Genomic DNA, 21,248 nt, shown 5'->3' with positions numbered 1-21,248 from the left:
CCTTTCTTTGTAACGTTGCGAAATGCGAGAAAGGGGGTAGTGTAGGCCCCCCTTTTTGGCTCAGAAAGGGGGGCGCCTATGCCCCTCTTTTTTTACGGAGAATGCGCAAGGCGCGAACTAAGTTCGCTCGGCTATCCAACCATTGCTCGATCGGCGCGGTTGGCTCGATTCGACAATGACGGAAGGCGTAACCGTTCGGCGTTTGCGGGAAATATCTGCACGCACTTGTTTGGCGCGGTCGTGCGGGAGAACATGCAGATCAGGAGCGCCTATTCCTCGTTGAGATGGAAAGCCGTAACTTCGCGAGTGCTCCGGAACCGAGGGCGACCATGTTCTTCGCCGAAGAAATTGGTCCGAAACTTTTCAATTCGGCGCGGTTCGGCGCAATCAGATTTGAGCGGATGGCGGGGATCGAGAGCTACGGAATTTCCGCCACGGTGGCGCAAATTCATTCTGGTGGGAGAGGGCGCCCTACGAACGAATACTGGCTCAATGAAGGCCAAGCCCTCGTAATCTCCACCCTCTCAAACGCTCCGAACGCCGCCGCCGTCCGTAAGCAGATTATCGAGAGCCACATGACGCTCCGGCGCATGAAGGAAGAATCCTCCACCGCCCTCGTCGACCCGCGCACTGAGTTTGCATTCGCCGCGTGCAAACCTCCGAAACTCCTCAAGCTCGGGCCGGGCCGCCCAATTTGGCGGGAGTTTTTTCGCGAGAAGCAATAATCGCGCTAGACGCGATAATTCCAAACGACAGCAACTCCGCCTCATTCTCGGTGATCGTCCGCGGGATTTGCGCGGTCGGTGCGGACAGCATACAGACGACGAGCGATTGTTCCTCGTTGAGGTAAAAGGAAGTGCCTGGCCGGCCACCTTTGGTTCCTGAGTTGATCGGCGCCGCCGATAACCCCCCAAGCTTTCGAGAAGCGAGGGTGTTCGCGGTGTGAACGCCTCCAAAGTGGTGAAGGCCCTGTCAGATCTGACTTGATCGTCCGGCGGATCATGCGCCATGGCTGGTGTCGACGAGAGCCGTGAGGCTGGAAGGAATGCCGTACCTGGCGCCCACCACTTTTCACTTCCCGGGTGAAAAGGCCTCCGAAGCTTTCAAGCTCCTGGCGATTTGACGCGATGATCTTGGTGCGGAAGATTGAGGGGCTGAACCTGGCCTCCCTCGGTCGTCCGAATTTTAACGCGCTGCGTGAAAATCACCGAACATCTGGAGTTCTTGAGGGTTTCCTAGGCGCGATCGACGTATCGGAAGCTATAATGGTTCACAGCGCTTCGGCCGGGACGGCTTTTCCTAGTGACCGTCAGATGTCCGGCTTCCTCCAAGACTGCCGTCGCTCGGCGAACGTTCTTGCTGTCCGAATTGAGGAGAGTTGCCAGGCGTTCGACCGATGGGAAAGCATAGCCAATCCTCCTATTCATATGTTCCGCAAGGACGATTCCCAATCGCACCGCCAAAGCTGATAGGTTTCGATTTTGAGCTATCTGGATGAGCCACCGGCTCTTACGAGCTGCGAAAGATTGCGCTGTTTCCTGCTGCGGCTTTGAGCGGCCAGAGGAGGCCGCACCATCCGATACGCCCGCTACAACGTCGCTCCCCACAACTTCATCCGGAGGCTGCGATTCGAGGACTTGGAACGCACCGCGTGTCATGCCGCCCCTCCGCCATGGCCAAGATCTGACGGCAGGGCAGCGATTGTGCGCTCAACCTTGCGGAGAAATGACGCAACGTCGGGAACTGCGATCGACGCGGGCTCGCCGCGGGCGCGGGCGATTCGCATCAGCCTCCTTGCCTCGGCATTAAGGACCGCACCCCGTTTTTCCACGCTTGTGGACCTTGCCTTCGCGACTACCTGCAAGACTAGCAAGCGGTTGTGTGACAATTTGAGAAAGACGATGTCAGCGGTCTTGTTGCACGGTCCGGGAGATGGGTTGGACTGTCGCCTCTCGGTACGGCGGATTAGCGCCTTTGCCACCCTCACGCAGCCGATCGGGAGCGTGCGATGACGCTCACACATCTCCAGAACAAATTTTGCCTCCGCGAGGTCGGCACCGGTAATTTCCGGCATCAACGCGCGAACCTTGCTGACGATTTCCGTTTCGCTTGGCCGAGCGTTCCGGCGCGATGGCTGTCGGGGCTTTTCAACTTTGCGATGGGTACCACCAGGTGAGGGGGCCGCCTTTGCAGCTGCGAATAGCGGCAGGTCATCACACGTGCTCTGCCGAGTCTTCAGTAGAGTAGTGGCCTTTTCTGAGACGGGCCCACGCGGGAACTCAGACATTAAAGTTCGCTCCCGGCCATTGCGGCTCCCGCTTTGTCAACGCGGGCCGCCGCCTCCACGATCGCCTCCGCTAGAACGTGGAGCGCTGAGGCGTCGAGTGTGATGCCGTTTGCTGTCGGCACGCCGCCTTCAAGGATCCGAATGTCGAGTCGCAACGGATCAGCGACGACCATAGACACAGAGAGAGAGGCACCATCGTCGAGCGGCGAGCGGTGAAGTTCCACGACGCTTACGCTCATGGGGCACCTTCCGTGCGGTGCGGGAGGTTTGAGGTGCGGGTGCGCTCCGTGAGCCAGGCGTCAACGTCGGCCAACCTGTAGACTACCCGGCGACCTATAGAGACAAACGGGGGTCCGTCGCTACCATGGACGCGCTGCTTGGTAAGCCATGAGACGCTGAAAGGCCGAACCGTGGCGAGTGCGGCGGTGGAGAGGTATTCGTCGGGTTTTCCCGGAGCGGCCTCTTTGAGGAGTGTTTGCATTGCCCTCTCCTATGCCGTTTCGTCGGACGGGGAGGACTTTGCTTTGAGGGGAAGCGGACTAGAAACCACCCTCTCACGCTGATCGAGCCATTCCCGGATCTCAGATGCCTTGTATGCGATCCGACGTTCGCCAAGTACGATGGGGGAGGGGAAMTTGTTCTTGCGCCTAAGCCGATAGATTGTTGGCTGTGAGAGGTGCGTCATCTCCTGCACCTCTGAAGGGAAAAGCAATTTGTCTTGCATGTGTCGTCTCCATTCGTTGAGCGACACAATGAGTATTCATTACCGACCGTTGTGCCTAAGGGCCAAAAATGCTTCCTCAATTCGTATTTTATCCCCCGATCGGTTAGCTTTGAACCAATCAACAAACTCGTCGATCATTGCTGGGGTCGGCTGTTCGTCCTTTGGGGCAAGAATCAGGTGTGCCTGTTGAATGAAATCAACAAAGCGGCCGAAGATTCGATCTGTTATCGGGTCCTTTGAAGTTGCTGCGGGTCGTCCCGTTCCCTTCTCATAACAAAGTGCGCAAATTGTCCAAAAATGACGCCGATCCTCTTTCGGGGGGCGTCCGCGAACTATGGGATTTTCCGATAGTTCCTTCGAAATGCTGTCGACAACGTCCTTGAGAACGCTCGAACCGTCGCTCTCATCCAGTAAGTTCGCCATACCTTCAGAGAAAGTTCCAACAATCGCGAAGTCGTCTTCCTTAAGCAACGCACGCAACTCGGTCGCCAAGACTTTCATTCGCTCGAGGCGCTTGCGGCGTCCTTTGGTAAAGCTATATGAGGCAATTCTTCCATCCAATTGGGACCGATAGACTTGGCCAGCTTCCCGGATTGGCTCCAACCACGCCGGTAACGCATGCGGGTTGTTCTCCACATTCGGCCTCTGTTCTGCGATCTTCGAAGATCGCTTCGTTGAAGTGGCCGTCACTTGATAGTCCTCCGAATTGGCAAAACCTGCCCTGTTTCTGATGTGCGACCGACTACCCGCCCAAGATGGCGCTCCCAAGCCTCGAGCGCGATCCGCTTTTCCCGGAGGCGCTCGTACCTGTCGTAGTGCACACCGTGAACGTCCCCCTCGACGTGGCCGAGAACGGCCTTTCGGTCCTCTCTGGGGATGCCCAAAAGCGACAATCCGGTCCCAACCGTGCGGCGAAAGTCGTGAGGAGTGGGAGGGTCATCCTGAAGCGATTTGACCGCCTCTTTCTCCGGACCATCCTTCTCGAGGCGCTCGACCAATCTGCGAAGGCCTTGTGAGAGTGTGTGGCGAGCGAGGGTGTCACGGCTTACAAATCGCGAGGCGAACACGCTGTCGCTATCTCCGTCTGTCTCACGACGCTTAATCGCGGTGGTGAGGATTTCCCGGGCCATCGGGGCGAGGGGGACCACATGAGGGCGGCGGGCCTTCATGCGCGCGGCCGGGATCTCCCAACGTGCGTCCTTTGATCTATCGAGGACCAAGAGCTCGTTCCGGGCCACCCCGGCGACCTCGCCGGGTCGCTGCCCTGTCAGCAACAAGAAGCGAAGGGCATCGGCAACGTCCTCGGTGACCCCTTGGGGTGTCTCGAGGGCCTTCCACAAGACCTTGATCTCGGCATCGTTCAAGGTCCGGTCCTTAGGCGTCTCCTTGGCTCGCTTTTTCATGCGAGCGATCGGATTGGCGGGGATGAGTTCGCCCTCGACGGCCCAGTTGAACACGCCTCCTAGGACGGTTTGGATCCGGTTCGCGCTGACAGGCGCGGTTTCCTTGATCCGGTCCAACAGGGCGATGATCTCGCGTCGGGTGACCTCCGCGGCCGGCTTGTCGCCGAATTCCCCTCGAGGGCGCTTCAGATACAGCTCGTCCATACGCCAGGACGACTTATTGGGCTTGGCGTACTCGGTCAGATACTGCTCAGCCAGGCGATCAAACGTGAAGACGTTGAGCGCTGCACGCTTCTTCTGGCGCCTTGTGAGCTGCGGGTCGCCTCCGTCTGTCACCTCGACGCGTAACCGGGCGGCGCGCTCCCGGGCGTCGGCCAAAGTCAGATCGGCGAGCGTGCCGAGGGTGACTCGCTCGTAGGATTTGCCCGTCCTAGGTCGGTACCGAAACGACCATGTTGCTTTTCCCGTGGCGAAGGCTCTGAGGCAGAGGCCAGTCGTCTTACTGTCCCAGAATTCGATTGAGCCCGTAGCGGGAAAATCGAGTGCCTTGGTGAAGGCGCTGGTCATCAAAACGACGGGCATGTCCACGACCTCTAGTCACTCGAAGCATTAGTCTTTTCGAGCATTTGTGGGTTCAATGAGGGTTCAGAAAAGTGAATGTGTCTGAAATCTCATGAAAGCACTTGAGCGCAAAAGACCGGTTGAATCAATAGGGTACGAGGAGTTATGAACTAGTCTGAAATCGTGTGAAACGCCATTTGGGGCGTCTGAGGGACTAGGGGTCGGAGGTTCAAATCCTCTCGCTCAGATCATTATTTCAACGATTTAGGCGGAAGGTCCTTCCCGTTCGAGAAACTACGTCACTTGGTGGAACAGTTCGAGCATGACGACGGACGCCGCCCGCGTATCCTCGTCGCCAAGATGGGTCAGGACGGGCACGACCGCGGCCAGAAGGTCATCGCCTCCGCCTTCGCCGATCACGGTTCGACGTGGATATCGGCCACCGTCAGTGTTTATGGCTTCCCGCCTGCGCGGGAATGACAGCGTGGAACATGCGCGGCAGCCGACATTCAACGCTTGAATCAGGCGCTTTTTGGCTTTGAGGAACGTTCATTGTAAAAGATGAATAGCCCACTTGCGACGATGATGGCCGTTCCGACCCATGTCCAGGCATCGGGCAATTGTCCGAAGACGACGTAGCTGATCAAAGTCGCACCCACGATCTGTCCGTAGGTGAACGGCGAGACGAATGCCGCGGGTGCAAGCTCGAATCCCCGGATAAGAAGATAGTGACCCACTCCGCCTGAAACTCCGATGCCGACGAAGGCGAGGGCATCGAACGTGCTTGCGGGCATTCGCCATTCGAGAGGCAACAACACGCTCATCATCAAAAACCCGACGAGAACCATGTAAGTGTTCGATGTGGCTGCTCCGTCGTGCTGAGCCAGCTTTCGCGACATGAGTTGAACAACGGCAATGATCGTCGCGTTGAGGAACAGCACTCCAATGGCCCATGCCGTGCCACCAACTCCGGAACCAGCGACGACGCAGGCGCCGACAAAGCCTGCGCCGACCGCAAGCGAGCGGCTGAGGGTGACTTTTTCACCGAGGACGAAGGGAGCGAGCGCGGTTACAATGAGGGGTGCCGAAAAGCTGATCACCGTGGCGGTCGGCAGCGACACATAGGCGATGGCGTAAAAGACCATCATGGCCGCGATGCAATGCAGACTGGACCGGGTCAGTTGCATCGGCAGCCGTGTGGAGCGGAGGAGGCCGAGCCCGCTTCTCGGCGCGAATATGGCGAGCATCAGAATAAAGTGGCCGGCATATCGCGCCCAAGTGATCTGGATGACCGAGTAGTCCTGCAGATATTTCGCGCAGGCATTGACGATCGGCAGTACTAGTGCCGAGAGCATTACGAACAGAACGGCGCGCTTCACATCGTCACGTGATTCAATGCCCTGCCCGGATATCATGTGTACGAACGCACATCTCGTAGGCAGACCTGCGCCTTTCGTGCTTCGACGCACCCGAGCATGCCTGGCAATGCCGCTCGCGGTATACGGCCCGGCATCCTCGGGTGGAAATATTTACGCTGTGGCACCCGCGTCCATTCTCTTGAGGGATTGAGAGCTTCGCCATCCGGAGGCTGATTTCTTTCGGCGATCGGCGGACGAGGTGATGCGCAGGGCCTGTCGATATTTGGCAACCGTTCGACGGGCGACATCGATGCCTTCGCTCTTCAGCTTGCGCATGATCGCGTCGTCCGACAGGACATCGTGCGGGTCTTCCTCCTCGACAAGCCGCTTGATCCGGTGGCGCACGGCCTCCGAGGAATGTCCCGCTTCGCCGATAGCCGCGTTGAAGAAATACTTCATCGCAAAAATCCCCTGCGCCGTGCCGATGGCCTTGTTGCCGACGACGCGCGACACGGTCGATTCATGCATGCCGATGGCTTCGGCCACATTTTTGAGGATCAGCGGACGCAGGAACGCCACTCCCTTGCTGAAGAAGTCTTGTTGCTGACGGACGATTTCCGTGGCCACCTTCAGGATGGTGTTGGCTCTCTGATCCAGGCTGCGCGTGAGCCAATGAGCATTCTGAATACAGTTCGACAGGAAAGCCTTGTCTTTCTCGCACTTGGCCGACTGTGCCACATAGGCATAATAGCTCTGATCGAGCAGAACCTTCGGCAGCGTGTCCGGATTGAGCTCCACAAGGAACTCACCATCGGGTGTGGGGCGAACCTGCACATCGGGAACGAGCACATCGATCCGGGGGCTGCCGAATGACAATCCCGGTTTGGGATTGAGTTGGCGGATCTCCGCGAGCATCTCCGTGATATCTTCGCTATCCACTTGGCATAGCCGGCACAGTGCTTGAATGTCCTGCGTTGCCACGAGATCCAGCCGGGTCAGAAGAGCACTCATCGCAGGATCGAGGCGTCTCTTGTCTCGCAATTGAAGCGAAAGGCATTCCGCGAGATCCCGTGCTCCCACGCCGATCGGATCGAACCCCTGGATCAGCTCGAGGGCGTCCAGGATATGATTCTGCGTTGCTCCCAACCGCTCCGCGATGTCCTCGATCCGGTCCGTTAGGTATCCGGCGTCGTTCAGGCTGTGAATTAGATGCAGCACGGTGTCCCTTGTCGGAGAATCCGCTGACGTTAGTGCAAGCTGTTCCTCGAGATGGTCGGCGAGGCTTTCCACATGCGCGAGAGCCGCCTCGATGCCGGGCGATGCACTGTCATTCCTCGCGGTTCTGTCCCGCTGAGTGAAACTCGGCATGGCCGGGCTGAGGGGTGATTCAGGGGCCTTGGCGACACTTCGCTGAAGAAACGGATTCCGGTCGAGCTCGGCTTCCAGATACGCGACCAGCTCCGTGTAGGAATATTGCAGAAGCTTGATGGACTGAAGAACCTGCGGAGCCATGATCAGAGACTGACCCTGGCGCAGTTCCACATACTGCGCCGACCTCATGGCGCCGTCCTCCGGAGCGCCCCGCCAACGGTACACTCTGGCGCTCGGTAAACACCGTTTAAGAATAGCTTGGCGAATTCAAGAAAATGGTCGTGCTGCGAACCGGCCGTTTTCGGCATTGCGATCCCCCTGCTTGTTTCTTCCCTATTGCCGGTAAAGCAATAACCGTGCCGAGCCGCATCGATCTTGTTTTCATTGGGGAAAATCGAATGCCTGCGGCGCGACACCGAGGTTCTCCAGACTAACGGCAGACAATATGTCCATCCCTGTCTGCGCGGAGGACACGAAAGAAAAGTTTTTCAACGGAAAACATGCCCGGAATTTTGCGGGAAGCACCGGGACGGATGACCATGCGCTGTCCGAGCCCCGGCGCACGGACCAGCCGGCTATGTCGCGGAGCGGTTCAAACCCTGCCGGATGCGTCAGATCACGCCTTCGTCCTGCAGCATACGGATCTCCTCGGTCGTAAAGGACAGATCAGACAAGACATCACGGGTGTCGGCACCGAGAGCGGGGCCGCTCGTGCGGTGACCGACGAGGCCTGAATGCTGGAGGGGATTGGCAAGATGCATCACGTCGCCTTCAGTCGAATCCGGCACCCGGGTCAGAATGGCCCGTGACGCGGCGATGTCCGAGGAGATCGCCTCGTCCTGATCGAGAACGGGCGTAATCGGAATCCCGAGGGCGCGCATTTCCTCCACGATTGCATCGCGGTCCTTGGACGCGCAATATTCCACTAGGGCCTCGCGAAAGCGTTCACTATTGCCTCCATGGGAGGTAAGACGGTCTTCGAGACGCTCCTCGCTCACGATCAGGTCCGGACGGCCGATGGCCTTGCAGAATTTAGACCAGATGGAGGATTCCAACAATCCGACCGTGACCGCTTTTCCGTCGCGCGTCGCATAGCAGCGGTAGCGCGGATTGCTTCCCCAGACTTCAATCTCGCGATTGTCCGCGATTCCTGCTGCCCGCCCCATGGCGCTCGACAATCTGATCTCCAGCATCGACATTACGGAGTCGTACATCGCAATGTCCACGAGCTTGCCCGCCCCTGACCGCAGCATGCCCAGATAGGCGGAGAGAATGCCGATCACCGCCGTCGCGCCGCCGGCGTAATCCGCGGCATGGAACGGCGGATTGGAGGGTGCTTGTCCAGGCGTGAAGGATCCGCCCAGCAGGCCAGTGAGGCTTTGAATGGCCAAATCGTGTCCGGGCGCGTGCGCGTAGGGACCCGTCTGGCCAAACCCGGAGATCGAGCAATAGATCACCTTCGGATTGAGCGCTTTCGCCTGCTCGTAGCCGACGCCCAGCTTCGCCGCTCCTCCAGGACGGAAGGATTCAACCACGATGTCCGTGCGCTCGAGCAGCCGACGCTTGACCGGCTCCGAACCGGGCCGGGAGAGGTCTATGCACATCGACCGTTTCCCGGAATTGACAGCGTGAAAGTAGACGCTGTCGCGTTTATAGCGCGGGGGATTGTACCGGCTGGGATCGCCGACGCCGAGATGCTCCAGCTTGATTACGGTCGCTCCGAGATCGGCCAGGTATTGTGTGCACCAGGGCCCGGGAAGATGTCGACTGAGATCGAGAACGGTGACGCCTTCGAGAGGAAGGGTTGCAGTTTGCCGGGAATGGGCAGTTCGGACGTTCACGTTCATGTTCAGATAATTCCTCTCTGCTTCAGCGAAGCGATGTGCGAAGGCTCAAGCTTGAGGAGTCCTTCAAAGATGTCATCGTTGCAGGCGCCGAGCGGAAGGCCGAGATGTTCGACCAGGCCTTCCGCATCGGACATCTTGGGGAACGGAGCTGGCACGACGGTGCGGCCATTGACGGCGTCGTCCATTTCCAGAAGGTCGCCGCGCGCGGCGTAGTGAGGGTCCTCGAAAATATCGGCGACGCTGTAAAGCAGGCTGCACGGCACGTCGAAGCGGTCGCACTCGGCCTGAACGTCCTGGGCGGTTCTGGATCCGATCCAGTCGATCACGACGCGGTTGATCGTCTCCCGCGCGGCAAGACGACCGGAAACTCGCGCGAAGTTCGGATCGCGGAGAATCTCGTCTTCGATCATCGTCGCCAGTCGCTCGAACATCTTGTCGCTCGAGCAGGTCACAGCGAGCCAGCGGTCGTCGGAACTCCTGAAATGGCCGTGCGGGATGAGGTTGTGCGTCTGCGCTCCCATGCGCTCGCGGATCTGGCCGGTTCTGGCATAGGCTGGAACCATCTCGTCCATGTAGCGGAAGGTCGCCTGATAGAGCGCAAGATCAATGCATTGACCACGCCCGGATGCAGCCCGAGCGGCAAGCGCGACCATGATGGCAAAGGCGCCCCATACCCCGGAAGCGTAGTCGGCGAGCGTGCTGGCGCCCGGTGTGACCGGCGGGCGTTCCGGCTCGCCGCAGCACAGGCTGAGGCCGCTGAAGGCATGCGCAATCCGTGCGAAGCCGGGCAGGTCCTTGTTGGGGCCCGTCTGTCCGAAAGCGCTGAGCCGCAGCATTACGAGACGAGGGTTGATTTCCTTTAGAACGTCGTAGCCCAGCCCCCATTTCTCGAACGTTCCCGGGCGGTAATTCTCCACGAGAATGTCGGAGACCGCGACAAGCTGCTTGAGGATGTCGGCACCTTCAGGTGTCCGTAGATCGAGGGTGATCGGCTTCTTGTTTCGGGACTCGTTTGCCCAGTTCAGGGAGTGGCCCGCATCGGTCATCGTGCCGAAGCGTCGCAGGGGATCGCCAATGCCCGGCTGTTCGACTTTGATGACTTCGGCGCCGAACTCGCTGAGGAGCGTCGCGCTGAAGGGACCCGCAAGAAAAGTGGCAGCGTCGATCACGCGCAAGCCCGAAAGAGGCCGGCGCGCGGATTGATCTGCAGCACCTGGTGGGGAGGATATCGTCATGAATATGCCAATCGAAAAGGGACGCTCAGGCGTTGGGCAGACGGCGGAACATACCGTGCCGGCGTACTTTGAGGTGAGGCCGAATTCTCTCGGCCCAGCCGCACTTGACCGATGCATACTTCCATTCTGCCGAGTGGGGAACGTCGGGAGAGTCGACTTCGTATGTAGCAAGATATTCCGGCATATCCTTATTGTCCGACCATTCGAGCCGGTAGCGTGCTCCACTTCGGACGCCAGGCACCTTCAGGAGATTCGGAACGTAGCCGGTGTCATAAAGTTCGTTGAACTCATCTTCGATCTCTGATGGAACTTCGAGAAGGGCCAGATACAGGTAAGCCGACACGGACATCACCATTATTCTTCGTTGAACGAACGGCTATGCGCCGCGCCAACCGCCGAATGCGATTGTACAGATTGGGAAAGGCAAATGGCGTGCCACTCCGGCATTCTGTTCCGGCTCGTGTCGGCTCTCGTCCAGATGCCTCGCTCGCAGACACATTGTCGCTTCGGCAAACATGACGCGGTCGCGAGCATACCGGCGAGCCCACTCCTCCGTATGGCACAGTGATTGCGGTGATCTTGGCGGAAGGTCCGAACGAAACGGTTTTCGTCGAAGACCGATCCGCAATTCCTGGGAGAGTGACGATTGAGCGAGAATGAGAGACGCATCCTGCAGCGCGATCGGAATCCTCGCCTGTTGCGGCCGATCACGTTCCGGTCCGTGACCGCGCGCAACCGCATCGCGCTGTCGCCGATGTGCCAATATTGCGCGACGGACGGTCTTCCCGACGACTGGCACTTCGTTCATCTCGGCTCCCGTGCCGTGGGCGGAACGGGCATCGTCTTTACGGAGGCTACGCATATTGAGCCGCGAGGCCGCATTACGCCTCACTGCCTCGGATTGTGGAACGATGAACAGTCCGACGCCTTTGCGCGGATTGCCCGTTTCGTGGAGCGTCAGGGCGCCGTCCCCGGCATCCAGCTCGGGCATGCCGGGCGCAAGGCAGGGACGACGCAGCCTTGGCTGGGATCAAGGCCTCTGACAGAGGAGGAGGGCGCTTGGGAAGTGATAGCGCCCAGTGCGATCCCCTTCGCGAAAGGATATCCCACGCCGAAAGCCATGACGGATGCGGACATCGAGCAGGTTACGGAAGCGATGGTCGCGTCGACGATGCGGGCGCGCAAGGCGGGCTTCAAGATCGTCGAAATCCATGCTGCCCACGGCTACCTGCTCCACCAGTTCCTGTCTCCCCTCAGCAATCAGCGTACGGACCGGTACGGCGGGAGCTTCGAAAACAGGATCCGGCTACTCAGGGAGACCATTGCGGCCGTGCGGTCCGAATGGCCGGACGATCTTCCTCTCTTCGTCCGCCTGAGCGCGTCTGATTGGGTCGAGGGCGGTTGGGATCTCGACCAGAGCATCGAACTCGCGCGGATCATGAAAGAGGACGGACACGTGGATCTGGTGGATTGCTCGTCCGGCGGCAACGACCCGCGGCAGCAGATCGCCATCCATCCCGGCTATCAGATTCCCCTCTCCGAGGCTTTGCGTAAGACGGGCCTGCCGACCGGTGCGGTCGGACTGCTGCACAGCCCGGATCTCTGCGAGCAGGTTCTCGCCAACGGGCAAGCCGATCTGATCATTCTCGGCCGCTCACTTCTCGCCGAACCTTATTGGCCGATCTTCGCAGCGAAGCGCCTGCGCGCGCCGCCGAAATGGCCTGTTCAGTACGAACGCTCGGACATCTTCTGATTCCGTTGAACCTACCCGAATAGAAAGTGAAGTCTGGAAAGATGAGCAACGACGATACTCGAACGTCCGCCATTCTCATGGTGATGCTGGATCCTCCCGAAGGGGACGAGCAGGAATTTCACGACTGGTACGACATGGAGCACGTTCCCGAACGCGCCGCGATCAATGGCTTTAACAGCCTGCAGCGCTATGTCTGCCTGGAAGGCTGGCCGCGCTATATGGCCATGTATGATGTCGATTCCCTCGATGTATTGAATAGCGAAGCCTACCGCTCGGTGGCTGGAGCCAATTTCTCCCCCTGGTCCAAGAGAGTCATCTCCAAAGTCCGAGGCTGGACGCGAACCGAAGCGGAGCAGGTGCTGCCCGGACCTAAAGGAACCGGAGCGAGCGGGTCGCCGCTCAGGTTGGCAGTGCTGCGTTTTCACGATGTTGTGGACAGCGATGCTGATGCGTTGCAAGCCGCCGTCGATGCGCTCACGAGCGAGCGCAAGGACGTACTGCAGTCACGTTTGTTCCAGTCCAGGGCCGGAAGCAACAACCATTTCTATGCCGTCATTGAACTCTCGACGCCCTGCGGCCTTTCGGATCTGGCCTGGGGCCGAATGAAGCTGCCATCCGGTGCAGTGGATATCGCCAATGTCTACACGCGTTACTGGCGCAAAGAGGGTTAAACTGGCTACGGCGCTTCTTGCTGTTTTGAGCAGATCTCGAAGGGTCTCCAGCCTCTGAGAAACCAATGGCCGGCGCAGGCGAAGAGAGCATGCGCCGGCTTCTCATGTCCGGAATACCATGTTGAAGACGCGGTGATGGCTCGCGGAGACAAAAAAGGAGGCGCAAACCGCCTCCTTTTATGTCGCCAAAGTCTGAAACAATCAACGCGACCAGAGGTCTTGCGTTTCCGTACGCTCCCGCTGCACCCGCTCAATCATGCCTTTGCTGTTTGCATAAAGCGGCAGGAGTCCGACCTTTAGCAAACCTTCGATGACCTTCGGGTCGCTCGTGACCTCGCGAAGTGCCTGGTCGTAGGCCCGCGCGATGGATTCCGGAAGCTTGGGCGGACCGGACAGGCCGATCCAGTAAAGGGTTTCGATGGTCGAGAAACCTTCTTCCTTTGCAGTGGGCGTATCCGGCAGGGTCGGCCATCTCTCGGGAGAAGCGACGGCGAGGACGCGAAGCTTGTTCGCGGCCAAGGGAGCGGCGATGGAGCTATAGGATCCGACGCCCATCATCACATGGCCGCCAGCCGTCATGGTGATCGCTTCCGATCCGCCCTTCAGCTGGATCGGGCGGGTTTGCGCCACATTGACGCCGATGGCTTTGAAGAACTGGCGATTGGCCATGTCCTGCGCGCCGGCTCCACCGAGCGACGTCCAGGTAAAGCTCGTCGGGTTTTTGCGAGCGGCTTCCGCGGCATCCTTAAGAGACTTGAACGGTGAATCCGCCGGAACGACGAACTTCATCGGCGTATAGGCAGCCATTGCGATGAACGTTCGTCCCATCGGATCGAAAGGTAGCGTCTTTACGACGGTGTCGAGCATCGAGCTCTGGGGAGGACCATCGGCGAGAACGGTATAACCATCCGGATTGGCGTTCATAACCTCGGTGACCGCTGGGACGGTGTTGCCGCCCGGCTTATTGATGATGCGAACGGGCACGCCCCATTTCGCCTCAAGAGCCGGTGCGATCACCCGCATTCCCAAATCCGTCGATCCGCCGGCCGCGAACGGGACGATGATCTCGATGGCGCGGGTCGGAAACTTGTCTTGAGCGATCGCGGAGGATGCCATCGCGGCAATTCCGAGCATCGTCCCAAGCAGGACTCCATCAATTTTTTTCATACTTCACTCCCAAATGCGTCTTTGTAGCGGGCCTGTTTCAGCCGCACATTGCAGCGATAAGTGCGACAACGGTGTTCGGCTCCTTTTCTGCGAAGGCTACGAAAGCCCGGTTGTCCGGTTCGTACCATGCAAGCCGTGCGCCAGGGGTGCGAAGGCCGCAAAACGGCCTCTTGCTCCAGGTTGGTGACACGAGTGTCGCGGTCATGCGCACAGGCTGTTCGCGGAAAAGACATATGGAGCTTCGGTGCGGTGCATGCTTCGCCGCTTCCTATAGGTGCCGAGGTCCACCGCGCCTACGCGATGCCGAGGAGCTCCGCCGCGTTCCGGTACATGATCTTCTCCCGGTTCTCAGGGCTGATGTCGAGTTTGCAGAACCACTCCTTGTACTCCTTGATGGGGCAGAAGGGATATGAGCTCGCATAGATGAAACGGTCGGAGAGAAAGCCGTTGGCCGCGCGGACGTAGTCTTCCATGCCCGGCATGTTGACCAGGTACATATCCGGCGAGAGGTAGAGATTCGGGCGGCGGAAGGCGACATGCAGAATCTCATGGACCCATGGCCAGTTGCCGTGGGAGGAAACGATCCGGAGAGAAGGAAAATCTGTCAGCACACGATCGAGAGTCACCGGCGTCGTGTAGCTGATGTCGGGTCCCGCGTTGCCGCCCGTCATGATGATGAGCGGGAGGTTGCGATCTTCGCAATGGGCATAGATCGGGTAAAGCCGGCGGTCATCCGTATGCAATGGAGTTACGTAAGCGCCCGGCTCGATGTTGATCGCCTTGAAGCCGGCGGCGACCGCGCTGTCGATCTGAGCAATCGCATTCTTGCGGTTGGTCACGTCGATGGAAGCTACAGGAATGAACTTGCCGAGATGGGCATTCGTGAACTCGAGCACCGTCTCGTTGTCGACCGAGCCCAGCGAGCCGGAATTCCGGCCGACCACAACCCCCATATCGACGCCGGCCTCTTCCATCTCGCGAAGCATGAGATCGACGGATTGCTCCTGGGCCGCGGCGGACGGCTCGAAGCCAAGCTGCCGCGTGAACCGGTTTCGGCGATCCGGGCTTGAATACATGACCATGTCGCAGAAAGACTTGAACGGCGGGCGGACACGAAAGTCGATGACTGGCACGATTGGCTCCATAAGGGATGTTGCGGCGGGAGTGATTTGATGGATCAAACTCAAAGAGTCAGGCGCAAGAACTGTGCCGAAGAGTGAGTTGTGTTGAGACCGCATTATCGAGTTTGGCATCTGATTTGCTGGAGGGGAAACAGCCCGCCACCATGCCATAGGCCGCCCAGTCGTCCTTAAGAAGAAGCGCTGGGATAGCGATCGACACCAGAATAAAACTCATAAGGAGGACACCATGAGACAACTAGCAAGAGCTTTGAAATTGATCGCGGCGGCTTTGGGCGTCATGGCGATCCCCCAAGCCTCCCAGGCGCAGCAAACCTATCCTTCCAAGCCCGTCGAAATCATTGTTCCGTTCGCGGCCGGAGGATCGACGGATCTGGGCGCGCGCATCCTGGCAGAGGCGTTGCAGGCTCGATGGTCCGTTCCTGTAAAGGTCATTAATCGTCCCGGCGGGAACACAGTCCCCGGTGTCGAGGAGGTCGTCCGCAGCGCGGCTGACGGCCACACGATTCTCATGGACGGACCAGGTTCCAGCTCGATGATCGAGACCATCGTGAAGAGCCTCCCATTCAAATTGCAGGACCGGACATTTTTGGCGCTCGGCGCGCAGACCCCTCTGATGCTGGTGGTATCGGCGGATTCGCCGTTTAAGACCCTCGCTGATGCAGTGGACGCAGCCAACCGCGACCCGGCGGCGTTTTCTTGGACATCCGGGCCAGGAACGACCGATATGACCTTCCGACGCTTGTTTCAGAACGCGGGAATTGAGCACACGCGAACTCGCCCTGTGCAAGTGAAGGGGGGCGCGGAAGCGATCACCCTGACCGCGGGTGGACATGTGAAGGTCGGTGTCGGTTTCTGGGGCACGATTGCGCCTCTCGTATCCGCCGGCAAGCTGCGTGTTCTCGCCGTAGCGGGTCCTCAACGCTTCCCTGCGATACCAGATGTCCCCACGACTGCCGAAGCGGGCCTTCCTGATTTGATCGTCCTCCAATGGATCGGCTTCTCCGGCCCGGCAAATCTTGCACCCGAAATTGTCTTGACGTGGGAGCGTTCGATTGCGGCCGTATCTCAGGATCCGGCCGTCGTACAAGGCCTAGGGCGGATCGGTCTCGTGCCATATCCCAGCACGGCCGATGGCATGCGCTCCTTCGTGCTTGAGGAGGCTAAGGTCGTAAAGCACCTTTGGAGTAACTAGCGCGTTTGCGAATGGGGTCGCCGCGCGCGATGAGGCACCACGATTGCTTCGCTCACCGCTCGCAAGGCGACCCACACTTCCATCTCACTCTTCACGAATGCGCTCGGTCTCCGGTTATATCTCCGCACGACCCGATAGCCGGAACGGCGAGCCGTGGTTCGATCGTCCTGATACTGTTGAACTTCCCAATTGTCGGATCGCCACGGGTGGGCCGTATCATGGTAAGGATGAGGCCGTCGACATGCAGATTTCGCGACATGGCCGAGCCATGAATGTCCTCTGAGCGGACACCGCGTGCGGAAATTGTTGTAATGGAGGACAGGTTTTTATCGCAATCGACCATGACCGATCCGCGCGAAGCTCCGCCGGAAACCTAGCGCGACAGTCCGCCTCGTCGGATTGCGCCTATAATGGTTCAATCCACCATTCAATACGCGCCTTCATCAAAGATTCGCGATTCATCTCGGTTCCTGGCACGGCCATTGCTGCTCTGACTGGGATAACCGAGGCCCGTTATGAACATTGCGCAAAAAGAGACCCCACAAGGCTTGCCCGTTGACACTCTCCCGGAAGTGAAGCCAGGAAAAGGTTTCGATCTCCTGGAGGGCGTCAAGGTTCTGGACCTGACCACATCTGTTGCAGGCCCGTTTGCAACGATGCTGCTCTCAGACATGGGCGCGAACGTTCTCAAGATCGAGCGTCCTGGAGCAGGAGACGATTCGCGCGCATGGGGCCCACCGTTCCTGCGCGACGAGTCGCTCTGGTTCCTGAGTGTAAACCGGAACAAGAAGAGCTTGTGCCTAAATCACACCGATCCCGCCGGGAAGGAGGTTCTGCGGGACCTCGTGTCGAACTGCGATGTCGTGATTCTGAATCAGCCTCCACGTGTGGCCGCAAAACTGGGACTCGATGCGCAATCCCTGTCCACAATCAAGCCGGATTTGATCTACGTCTCGATTACCGGCTTCGGCCTCGACGGCAAGCGCGCGAATTGGCCTTCCTACGATCTGATCGCCGAGGGGTATTCCGGCGTCATGGACCTGACCGGCGATTCCGACAGCGAGCCGCAGAAGGTCGGCACGCCGGCCGCCGACATGCTGGCAGGGCAGGATGCTGCCTTCGCCGTGGTGTCGGCGCTCTATAATCGGAACCGGACCGGCAAGGGCCGCGTCATCGACATCGCGCTCATCGACTCGATGACGCGCTTCCTGACGTGCCGGATCGTGCCTTATCTCGGATCCGGTGAGGTGCCTCGGCGTTCCGGCGGTAAGGATAGTGTGATTGCCATCTATCAGGCCTTCGAGACGGCCGATCGGCCGATCACCCTTGGACTTGGAAACGACAACATCTGGAAGCGCTTCTGGGGGGCGGTCGGACATCCGGACGTCGCCGAAGATCCGAGATACGCGTCCAATGCCAAGCGGCGGGCCCATCGAGCCGAGATCGTGGACCGCATCACGGAGATCCTCCGAACGAAGTCGCGTTCCCAATGGCTCGCAATTCTCGGTGAAGCGCGCATCCCGGCAGGTCCGATCAATCAAGTGGACGAGGTGGCTGCAGATCCCGAATTGCTGCGCCGAGGCCTATTCTATCGCATGGAATCCGAGAGTGGTTCGGTGCCGCAGGTCGGAACCGGCATCTGCCTCGACGGGATGTCGAACGTTCCTCGCTCCGCGCCACCGCGCCTCGGCGAGCATACGCAGCAAGTGCTATCCGAAATGCTCGGCTATGATGCGGATAAACTGCGGTCGTTGGCAGCCGCGGGAGTCATTTCATAAGGCAGCGGACAGACGCCTCCGTTTCGTCACGGACCGGAGGCGGGCATCAGGAATTCCGTGATGAGCCGGATGAGCTCGGTATAGCTCACGCCGATCAGGGCCGTCAGCGCTCCGGCAATGACGGCGACAGGAATGGCGAGGCCTGCCATAAGGCTCCAACCGAGCCACGCCACCAGGATCGCTACGGCTGTGCCGAGGAAGAGCGAGGTCGGAACGCCGTATCGCGCGATCAGCTTAAGCGCGGGAAAACTTGACAAGCCACCCGCCGATGACGTTGCAGGCGGCAAAGGGGCTGCCGACGGCACAGGTTGCTGTTGGAGCACATTCCGGCTGCGGCCGTTCGCTACGACGATCTCGGCGGCGCGCTCCGCGGCGATGAGACCGAATGCGCCCGCTTTTAGGAGGCCGCCGAGATAAGCGGTGTTGCGCCCACCCTCGAGCCCGCCCGTCGTCGCTCCGGCTGCCAGGAGGCCGGGGATGGGTTGTCCGTCCTCTCGCAGCACCTGGGACATCTCATCGATGACGATGCCGCCCATGGTGTAGGTAATGCCTGGACAGACCGGAATGGCCATGAAGGGGGCCTGCATGATGGGCCAGGGCTTGATCGCGCTGGAACGGGCAACCGGAAGCTCACCGAGCTTGCCCGCCGCCAGGGCGGCGTTATAGGCCGTGATAGTCCGCTCCAACTCCGGTGCGGGCATTCCGAGCTTCTCGGCCAGAGCCGCGATGCTTTCCGCCCGCACCACCGTTCCACCGGCCTCCTCAAGCAGAGGATTAGCGGGTATCCGCGCGGACTTGCCGGGCTGTTCCCAGATTGCAGCATCGAAAATCGCGAAGAGCTGTTCGTCTCGGTCATAAGCCGCGAGTTCGTTGGTCAGATGCACACCGCTCTTGCCCTCGTCGGCCACGCGGATGCCTCGCTCGTCGACGACGATGCCCGCGGTCGCAACCGCGTCCACTTCGGGATAGGGCCACACATTGTCGTTGTGAATGGCGTCGCGACAGAGAAGATGCCCATAGAAACGATCCGTTCCCGTGATCGCCGCGCCTGCTTCGAGCGCCATGCGCAGTCCCGCCCCGGTTCCGGTCCGCGGGCCGCGCTGAAAAACCCGGTCGAAGTGGGGACCGATATAGCGCTGGTACAGTTCGCGATCCGCCTGGAAGCCGCCATCCGCGATAAGTACGCATGTGGCCGACCATTCGGCAGTGCCGTTTGCCCCCCGGGACAACGCTCCGATACACCGGCCGTCCTGCATCCTGAGCGACACGACCTCGGTCCCTCTGCGAAGCGAGCCTCCGAGCTGTTTCAGACGTTCCTCCAGAAGCTGCATCGTCACATCGGGACCGCGCCCCTTCCAATCCGCACCCGCTCGCAGAGAGCGCGGCGGGGCCATGCACCAGCGATAACCTTCCTGCGGATTGAACCGCATGAAACGCGCGCCATGATGCTGCAGCCATTGGATCGCCCGCCGACCGGAATGGGCGAGGGCTAGGGCGAGCTTCTCGTCCGCATTTCCTTCGGTCACGCGGTCGATGACGACGGCAAGCTCTTCGGGCGGCCGGTTCGGATCGTGAAAGGCGAGATGCATGATGCCGCCGGATTGGCGGCTGTTGCAGGCATAGACCTCGTCCTCACCCCGCTCGAGAACGACGGCGCGAAGACCGAGCTCGCTTGCGCGTACGGCTGCCGTAAGCCCTGCAAAGCCGCCGCYGATGACGACAAGATCGTAATGTTGATCCAGATCAGCCAACTCGAAGTCCACCCTGCCTTTTGTATCCGACAGACCCGTCGGACATGTTTTCAGGCAGAGCTATGCACATGCCGTGCCAGCGACGGCTACGCCTCCGTCTCTCCAAGAATTTTATAGAGATAGGAGCGGGAAATCCCGAGCTCCTGAGCCACGCGCTTCTTGTTGCCGTTATAGCGGTCGAGAGCTGAACGGACAAGTTTCATCTCGACCTGTTCGACTGYCTCCTTGAGGGAAGACGTGGGATTGACGGAATTTGATGAGGATGCCGAAACAACCGGCACCGGCGCTGCGCGCGGAAAGTCGCCATGCTTGGCGAAGGTGTCGGCGATGATGCGTCCGTTCTCCGCGAAGACGAGCGCCCGCTCGATCTCATGTCGCAATTGCCGGATGTTGCCCGGCCAAGACTGATCCATGAGATACGATAACGCATCGTCGTCGACCTCGGGAATGGGAGCCGCATGGCGCTGCGCGAAATCGTTCAGGAAATGGGAAACGAGGAGAGGGATATCGTCCAGCCTGCGGCGCAGGGGCGGCACCTCGATCGAGATGGCCGATACGCGGTAATAGAGATCGAGGCGGAATTTCTGCTCGGCGACCAACTGCTGGAGATCCTTGTTGGTCGCCGTGATGAGCCGGAAATCCACCTCGACCGGGTGGTCGCCGCCGATGCGTTCGACTGTGCGCTCCTGCAACACGCGCAGGATCTTGACCTGTACATCGACCGGCATGTCGCCGATCTCGTCGAGGAAGATGCTCCCTCCCGCAGCCTGCTCGAACTTTCCGCGCCGGCCTTTGCGGTCCGCGCCGGTAAAGGCGCCAGCCTCGTACCCGAAGAGTTCCGATTCCACGAGATTCGTCGGCAGGGCCCCGGCGTTCACCATAACGAGCTTGGCATCGCGGCGGCCGCTCAAACGGTGGAGCGAGTGGGCGACGAGTTCCTTGCCGGTGCCGCTCTCGCCGCGAATCATGACGGGAAGATCGAGAGGAGCAATCTTCACGATCTCATCG

The 21,248-nt window shown here is 59.6% G+C and carries 20 protein-coding genes; 6 read left to right on the top strand and 14 right to left on the bottom strand.

The features are described from left to right. Positions 1-329 precede the first annotated feature (329 nt). The gene (locus tag AC1DVM_RS17490) at positions 330-725 is read left to right on the top strand and encodes a hypothetical protein (protein ID WP_477256408.1); all 396 of its coding nucleotides are present in this window, start codon (positions 330-332) and stop codon (positions 723-725) included. A gap of 510 nt (positions 726-1,235) precedes the next feature. Here the strand turns inward: AC1DVM_RS17490 and AC1DVM_RS17485 are convergent. From AC1DVM_RS17485 to AC1DVM_RS17465, 5 genes are all read right to left on the bottom strand, one after another. Continuing rightward, positions 1,236-1,658, bottom strand: a complete 423-nt coding sequence (locus AC1DVM_RS17485) for a helix-turn-helix domain-containing protein (RefSeq protein WP_477256406.1) — start codon at positions 1,656-1,658, stop codon at positions 1,236-1,238. Positions 1,659-2,286: 628 nt separating this feature from the next. Beyond that, on the bottom strand, positions 2,287-2,526 hold the full coding sequence (locus tag AC1DVM_RS17480) for a hypothetical protein (RefSeq protein ID WP_477256405.1): 240 nt from the start codon (positions 2,524-2,526) through the stop codon (positions 2,287-2,289). 251 nt (positions 2,527-2,777) lie between these two features. Continuing rightward, complete coding sequence (locus tag AC1DVM_RS17475) at positions 2,778-3,011, bottom strand: helix-turn-helix transcriptional regulator (RefSeq protein ID WP_477256403.1); 234 nt, start codon at positions 3,009-3,011, stop codon at positions 2,778-2,780. A 39-nt stretch (positions 3,012-3,050) separates the two neighbouring features. Then, complete coding sequence (locus AC1DVM_RS17470) at positions 3,051-3,701, bottom strand: hypothetical protein (protein ID WP_477256401.1); 651 nt, start codon at positions 3,699-3,701, stop codon at positions 3,051-3,053. Continuing rightward, on the bottom strand, positions 3,698-4,996 hold the full coding sequence (locus tag AC1DVM_RS17465) for a tyrosine-type recombinase/integrase (protein ID WP_477256399.1): 1,299 nt from the start codon (positions 4,994-4,996) through the stop codon (positions 3,698-3,700). Before AC1DVM_RS17465 ends, AC1DVM_RS17470 begins: the two co-directional genes overlap by 4 nt. Positions 4,997-5,281: 285 nt before the next feature. Here AC1DVM_RS17465 and AC1DVM_RS17460 point away from each other — a divergent pair, with 285 nt between their 5' ends. Further along, on the top strand, positions 5,282-5,455 hold the full coding sequence (locus AC1DVM_RS17460; protein WP_477256410.1) for a hypothetical protein: 174 nt from the start codon (positions 5,282-5,284) through the stop codon (positions 5,453-5,455). A gap of 41 nt (positions 5,456-5,496) precedes the next feature. On the opposite strand, the gene AC1DVM_RS17455 is transcribed toward AC1DVM_RS17460, so the two are convergent. The 5 genes from AC1DVM_RS17455 to AC1DVM_RS17435 form a co-directional block, all read right to left on the bottom strand. Then, positions 5,497-6,444 carry a DMT family transporter gene (locus AC1DVM_RS17455; RefSeq protein WP_477256397.1) on the bottom strand — a complete coding sequence of 316 codons (948 nt, stop codon included), beginning with the start codon at positions 6,442-6,444 and terminating at the stop codon, positions 5,497-5,499. Between the two features lie 60 nt (positions 6,445-6,504). Next, complete coding sequence (gene rpoN, locus AC1DVM_RS17450; protein ID WP_477256395.1) at positions 6,505-7,893, bottom strand: RNA polymerase factor sigma-54; 1,389 nt, start codon at positions 7,891-7,893, stop codon at positions 6,505-6,507. A gap of 422 nt (positions 7,894-8,315) precedes the next feature. Further along, positions 8,316-9,551, bottom strand: coding sequence for a CaiB/BaiF CoA transferase family protein (locus AC1DVM_RS17445; RefSeq protein ID WP_477256393.1), 1,236 nt, complete (start codon positions 9,549-9,551; stop codon positions 8,316-8,318). 2 nt (positions 9,552-9,553) lie between these two features. Then, a complete protein-coding gene (locus AC1DVM_RS17440) occupies positions 9,554-10,786 on the bottom strand; it encodes a CaiB/BaiF CoA transferase family protein (protein ID WP_477256391.1) in 1,233 nt (410 codons plus the stop codon). 25 nt (positions 10,787-10,811) lie between these two features. After that, positions 10,812-11,141: a hypothetical protein gene (locus AC1DVM_RS17435; protein WP_477256389.1), complete on the bottom strand. Its 330-nt coding sequence runs from the start codon at positions 11,139-11,141 to the stop codon at positions 10,812-10,814. A 291-nt stretch (positions 11,142-11,432) separates the two neighbouring features. On the opposite strand from AC1DVM_RS17435, the gene AC1DVM_RS17430 reads away from it, so the two are divergent. Together AC1DVM_RS17430 and AC1DVM_RS17425 are read left to right on the top strand one after the other, a co-directional pair. Beyond that, entirely contained in the window at positions 11,433-12,539 is a 1,107-nt protein-coding gene (locus AC1DVM_RS17430; RefSeq protein ID WP_477256387.1) for an NADH:flavin oxidoreductase/NADH oxidase, read from the top strand. Positions 12,540-12,580: 41 nt separating this feature from the next. Next, positions 12,581-13,210 (top strand): hypothetical protein, encoded by a 630-nt coding sequence (locus tag AC1DVM_RS17425; protein WP_477256385.1) that lies wholly within the window; start codon positions 12,581-12,583, stop codon positions 13,208-13,210. Between the two features lie 201 nt (positions 13,211-13,411). Here the strand turns inward: AC1DVM_RS17425 and AC1DVM_RS17420 are convergent, their stop codons facing one another. Together AC1DVM_RS17420 and AC1DVM_RS17415 are read right to left on the bottom strand one after the other, a co-directional pair. After that, positions 13,412-14,377 (bottom strand): tripartite tricarboxylate transporter substrate binding protein, encoded by a 966-nt coding sequence (locus tag AC1DVM_RS17420; protein WP_477256383.1) that lies wholly within the window; start codon positions 14,375-14,377, stop codon positions 13,412-13,414. A gap of 293 nt (positions 14,378-14,670) precedes the next feature. After that, the gene (locus tag AC1DVM_RS17415) at positions 14,671-15,510 is read right to left on the bottom strand and encodes an amidohydrolase family protein (RefSeq protein WP_477256381.1); all 840 of its coding nucleotides are present in this window, start codon (positions 15,508-15,510) and stop codon (positions 14,671-14,673) included. Between the two features lie 262 nt (positions 15,511-15,772). Between AC1DVM_RS17415 and AC1DVM_RS17410 the strand changes: the two genes are divergently transcribed. Both AC1DVM_RS17410 and AC1DVM_RS17405 read left to right on the top strand, forming a co-directional pair. Then, positions 15,773-16,711, top strand: coding sequence for a Bug family tripartite tricarboxylate transporter substrate binding protein (locus AC1DVM_RS17410; RefSeq protein WP_477256379.1), 939 nt, complete (start codon positions 15,773-15,775; stop codon positions 16,709-16,711). Positions 16,712-17,259: 548 nt separating this feature from the next. Continuing rightward, positions 17,260-18,489: a CaiB/BaiF CoA transferase family protein gene (locus AC1DVM_RS17405; protein WP_477256377.1), complete on the top strand. Its 1,230-nt coding sequence runs from the start codon at positions 17,260-17,262 to the stop codon at positions 18,487-18,489. A 26-nt stretch (positions 18,490-18,515) separates the two neighbouring features. On the opposite strand, the gene AC1DVM_RS17400 is transcribed toward AC1DVM_RS17405, so the two are convergent. Further along, positions 18,516-20,240: an FAD-dependent oxidoreductase gene (locus AC1DVM_RS17400; protein WP_477256375.1), complete on the bottom strand. Its 1,725-nt coding sequence runs from the start codon at positions 20,238-20,240 to the stop codon at positions 18,516-18,518. 86 nt (positions 20,241-20,326) lie between these two features. Then, positions 20,327-21,248: sigma-54 interaction domain-containing protein (locus AC1DVM_RS17395; RefSeq protein ID WP_477256373.1), on the bottom strand; the 922-nt coding region annotated here is incomplete at its 5' end.

It is taken from the genome of Microvirga sp. P4_A5 (assembly GCF_056402495.1).
The sequence above is the reverse complement of the archived record's forward strand: the minus strand, read 5'-3'. Positions and strand labels throughout refer to the sequence as shown.

Coding starts and splice junctions, on each gene's coding strand:
- AC1DVM_RS17465 (WP_477256399.1), bottom strand. CDS start 4,996: ATGCCCGTCGTTTTGATGACCAGCGCCTTCACCAAGGCACTCGATTTT.
- AC1DVM_RS17485 (WP_477256406.1), bottom strand. CDS start 1,658: ATGACACGCGGTGCGTTCCAAGTCCTCGAATCGCAGCCTCCGGATGAA.
- AC1DVM_RS17445 (WP_477256393.1), bottom strand. CDS start 9,551: ATGAACGTGAACGTCCGAACTGCCCATTCCCGGCAAACTGCAACCCTT.
- AC1DVM_RS17425 (WP_477256385.1), top strand. CDS start 12,581: ATGAGCAACGACGATACTCGAACGTCCGCCATTCTCATGGTGATGCTG.
- AC1DVM_RS17480 (WP_477256405.1), bottom strand. CDS start 2,526: ATGAGCGTAAGCGTCGTGGAACTTCACCGCTCGCCGCTCGACGATGGT.
- rpoN (WP_477256395.1), bottom strand. CDS start 7,893: ATGAGGTCGGCGCAGTATGTGGAACTGCGCCAGGGTCAGTCTCTGATC.
- AC1DVM_RS17490 (WP_477256408.1), top strand. CDS start 330: ATGTTCTTCGCCGAAGAAATTGGTCCGAAACTTTTCAATTCGGCGCGG.
- AC1DVM_RS17440 (WP_477256391.1), bottom strand. CDS start 10,786: ATGACGATATCCTCCCCACCAGGTGCTGCAGATCAATCCGCGCGCCGG.
- AC1DVM_RS17420 (WP_477256383.1), bottom strand. CDS start 14,377: ATGAAAAAAATTGATGGAGTCCTGCTTGGGACGATGCTCGGAATTGCC.
- AC1DVM_RS17435 (WP_477256389.1), bottom strand. CDS start 11,141: ATGGTGATGTCCGTGTCGGCTTACCTGTATCTGGCCCTTCTCGAAGTT.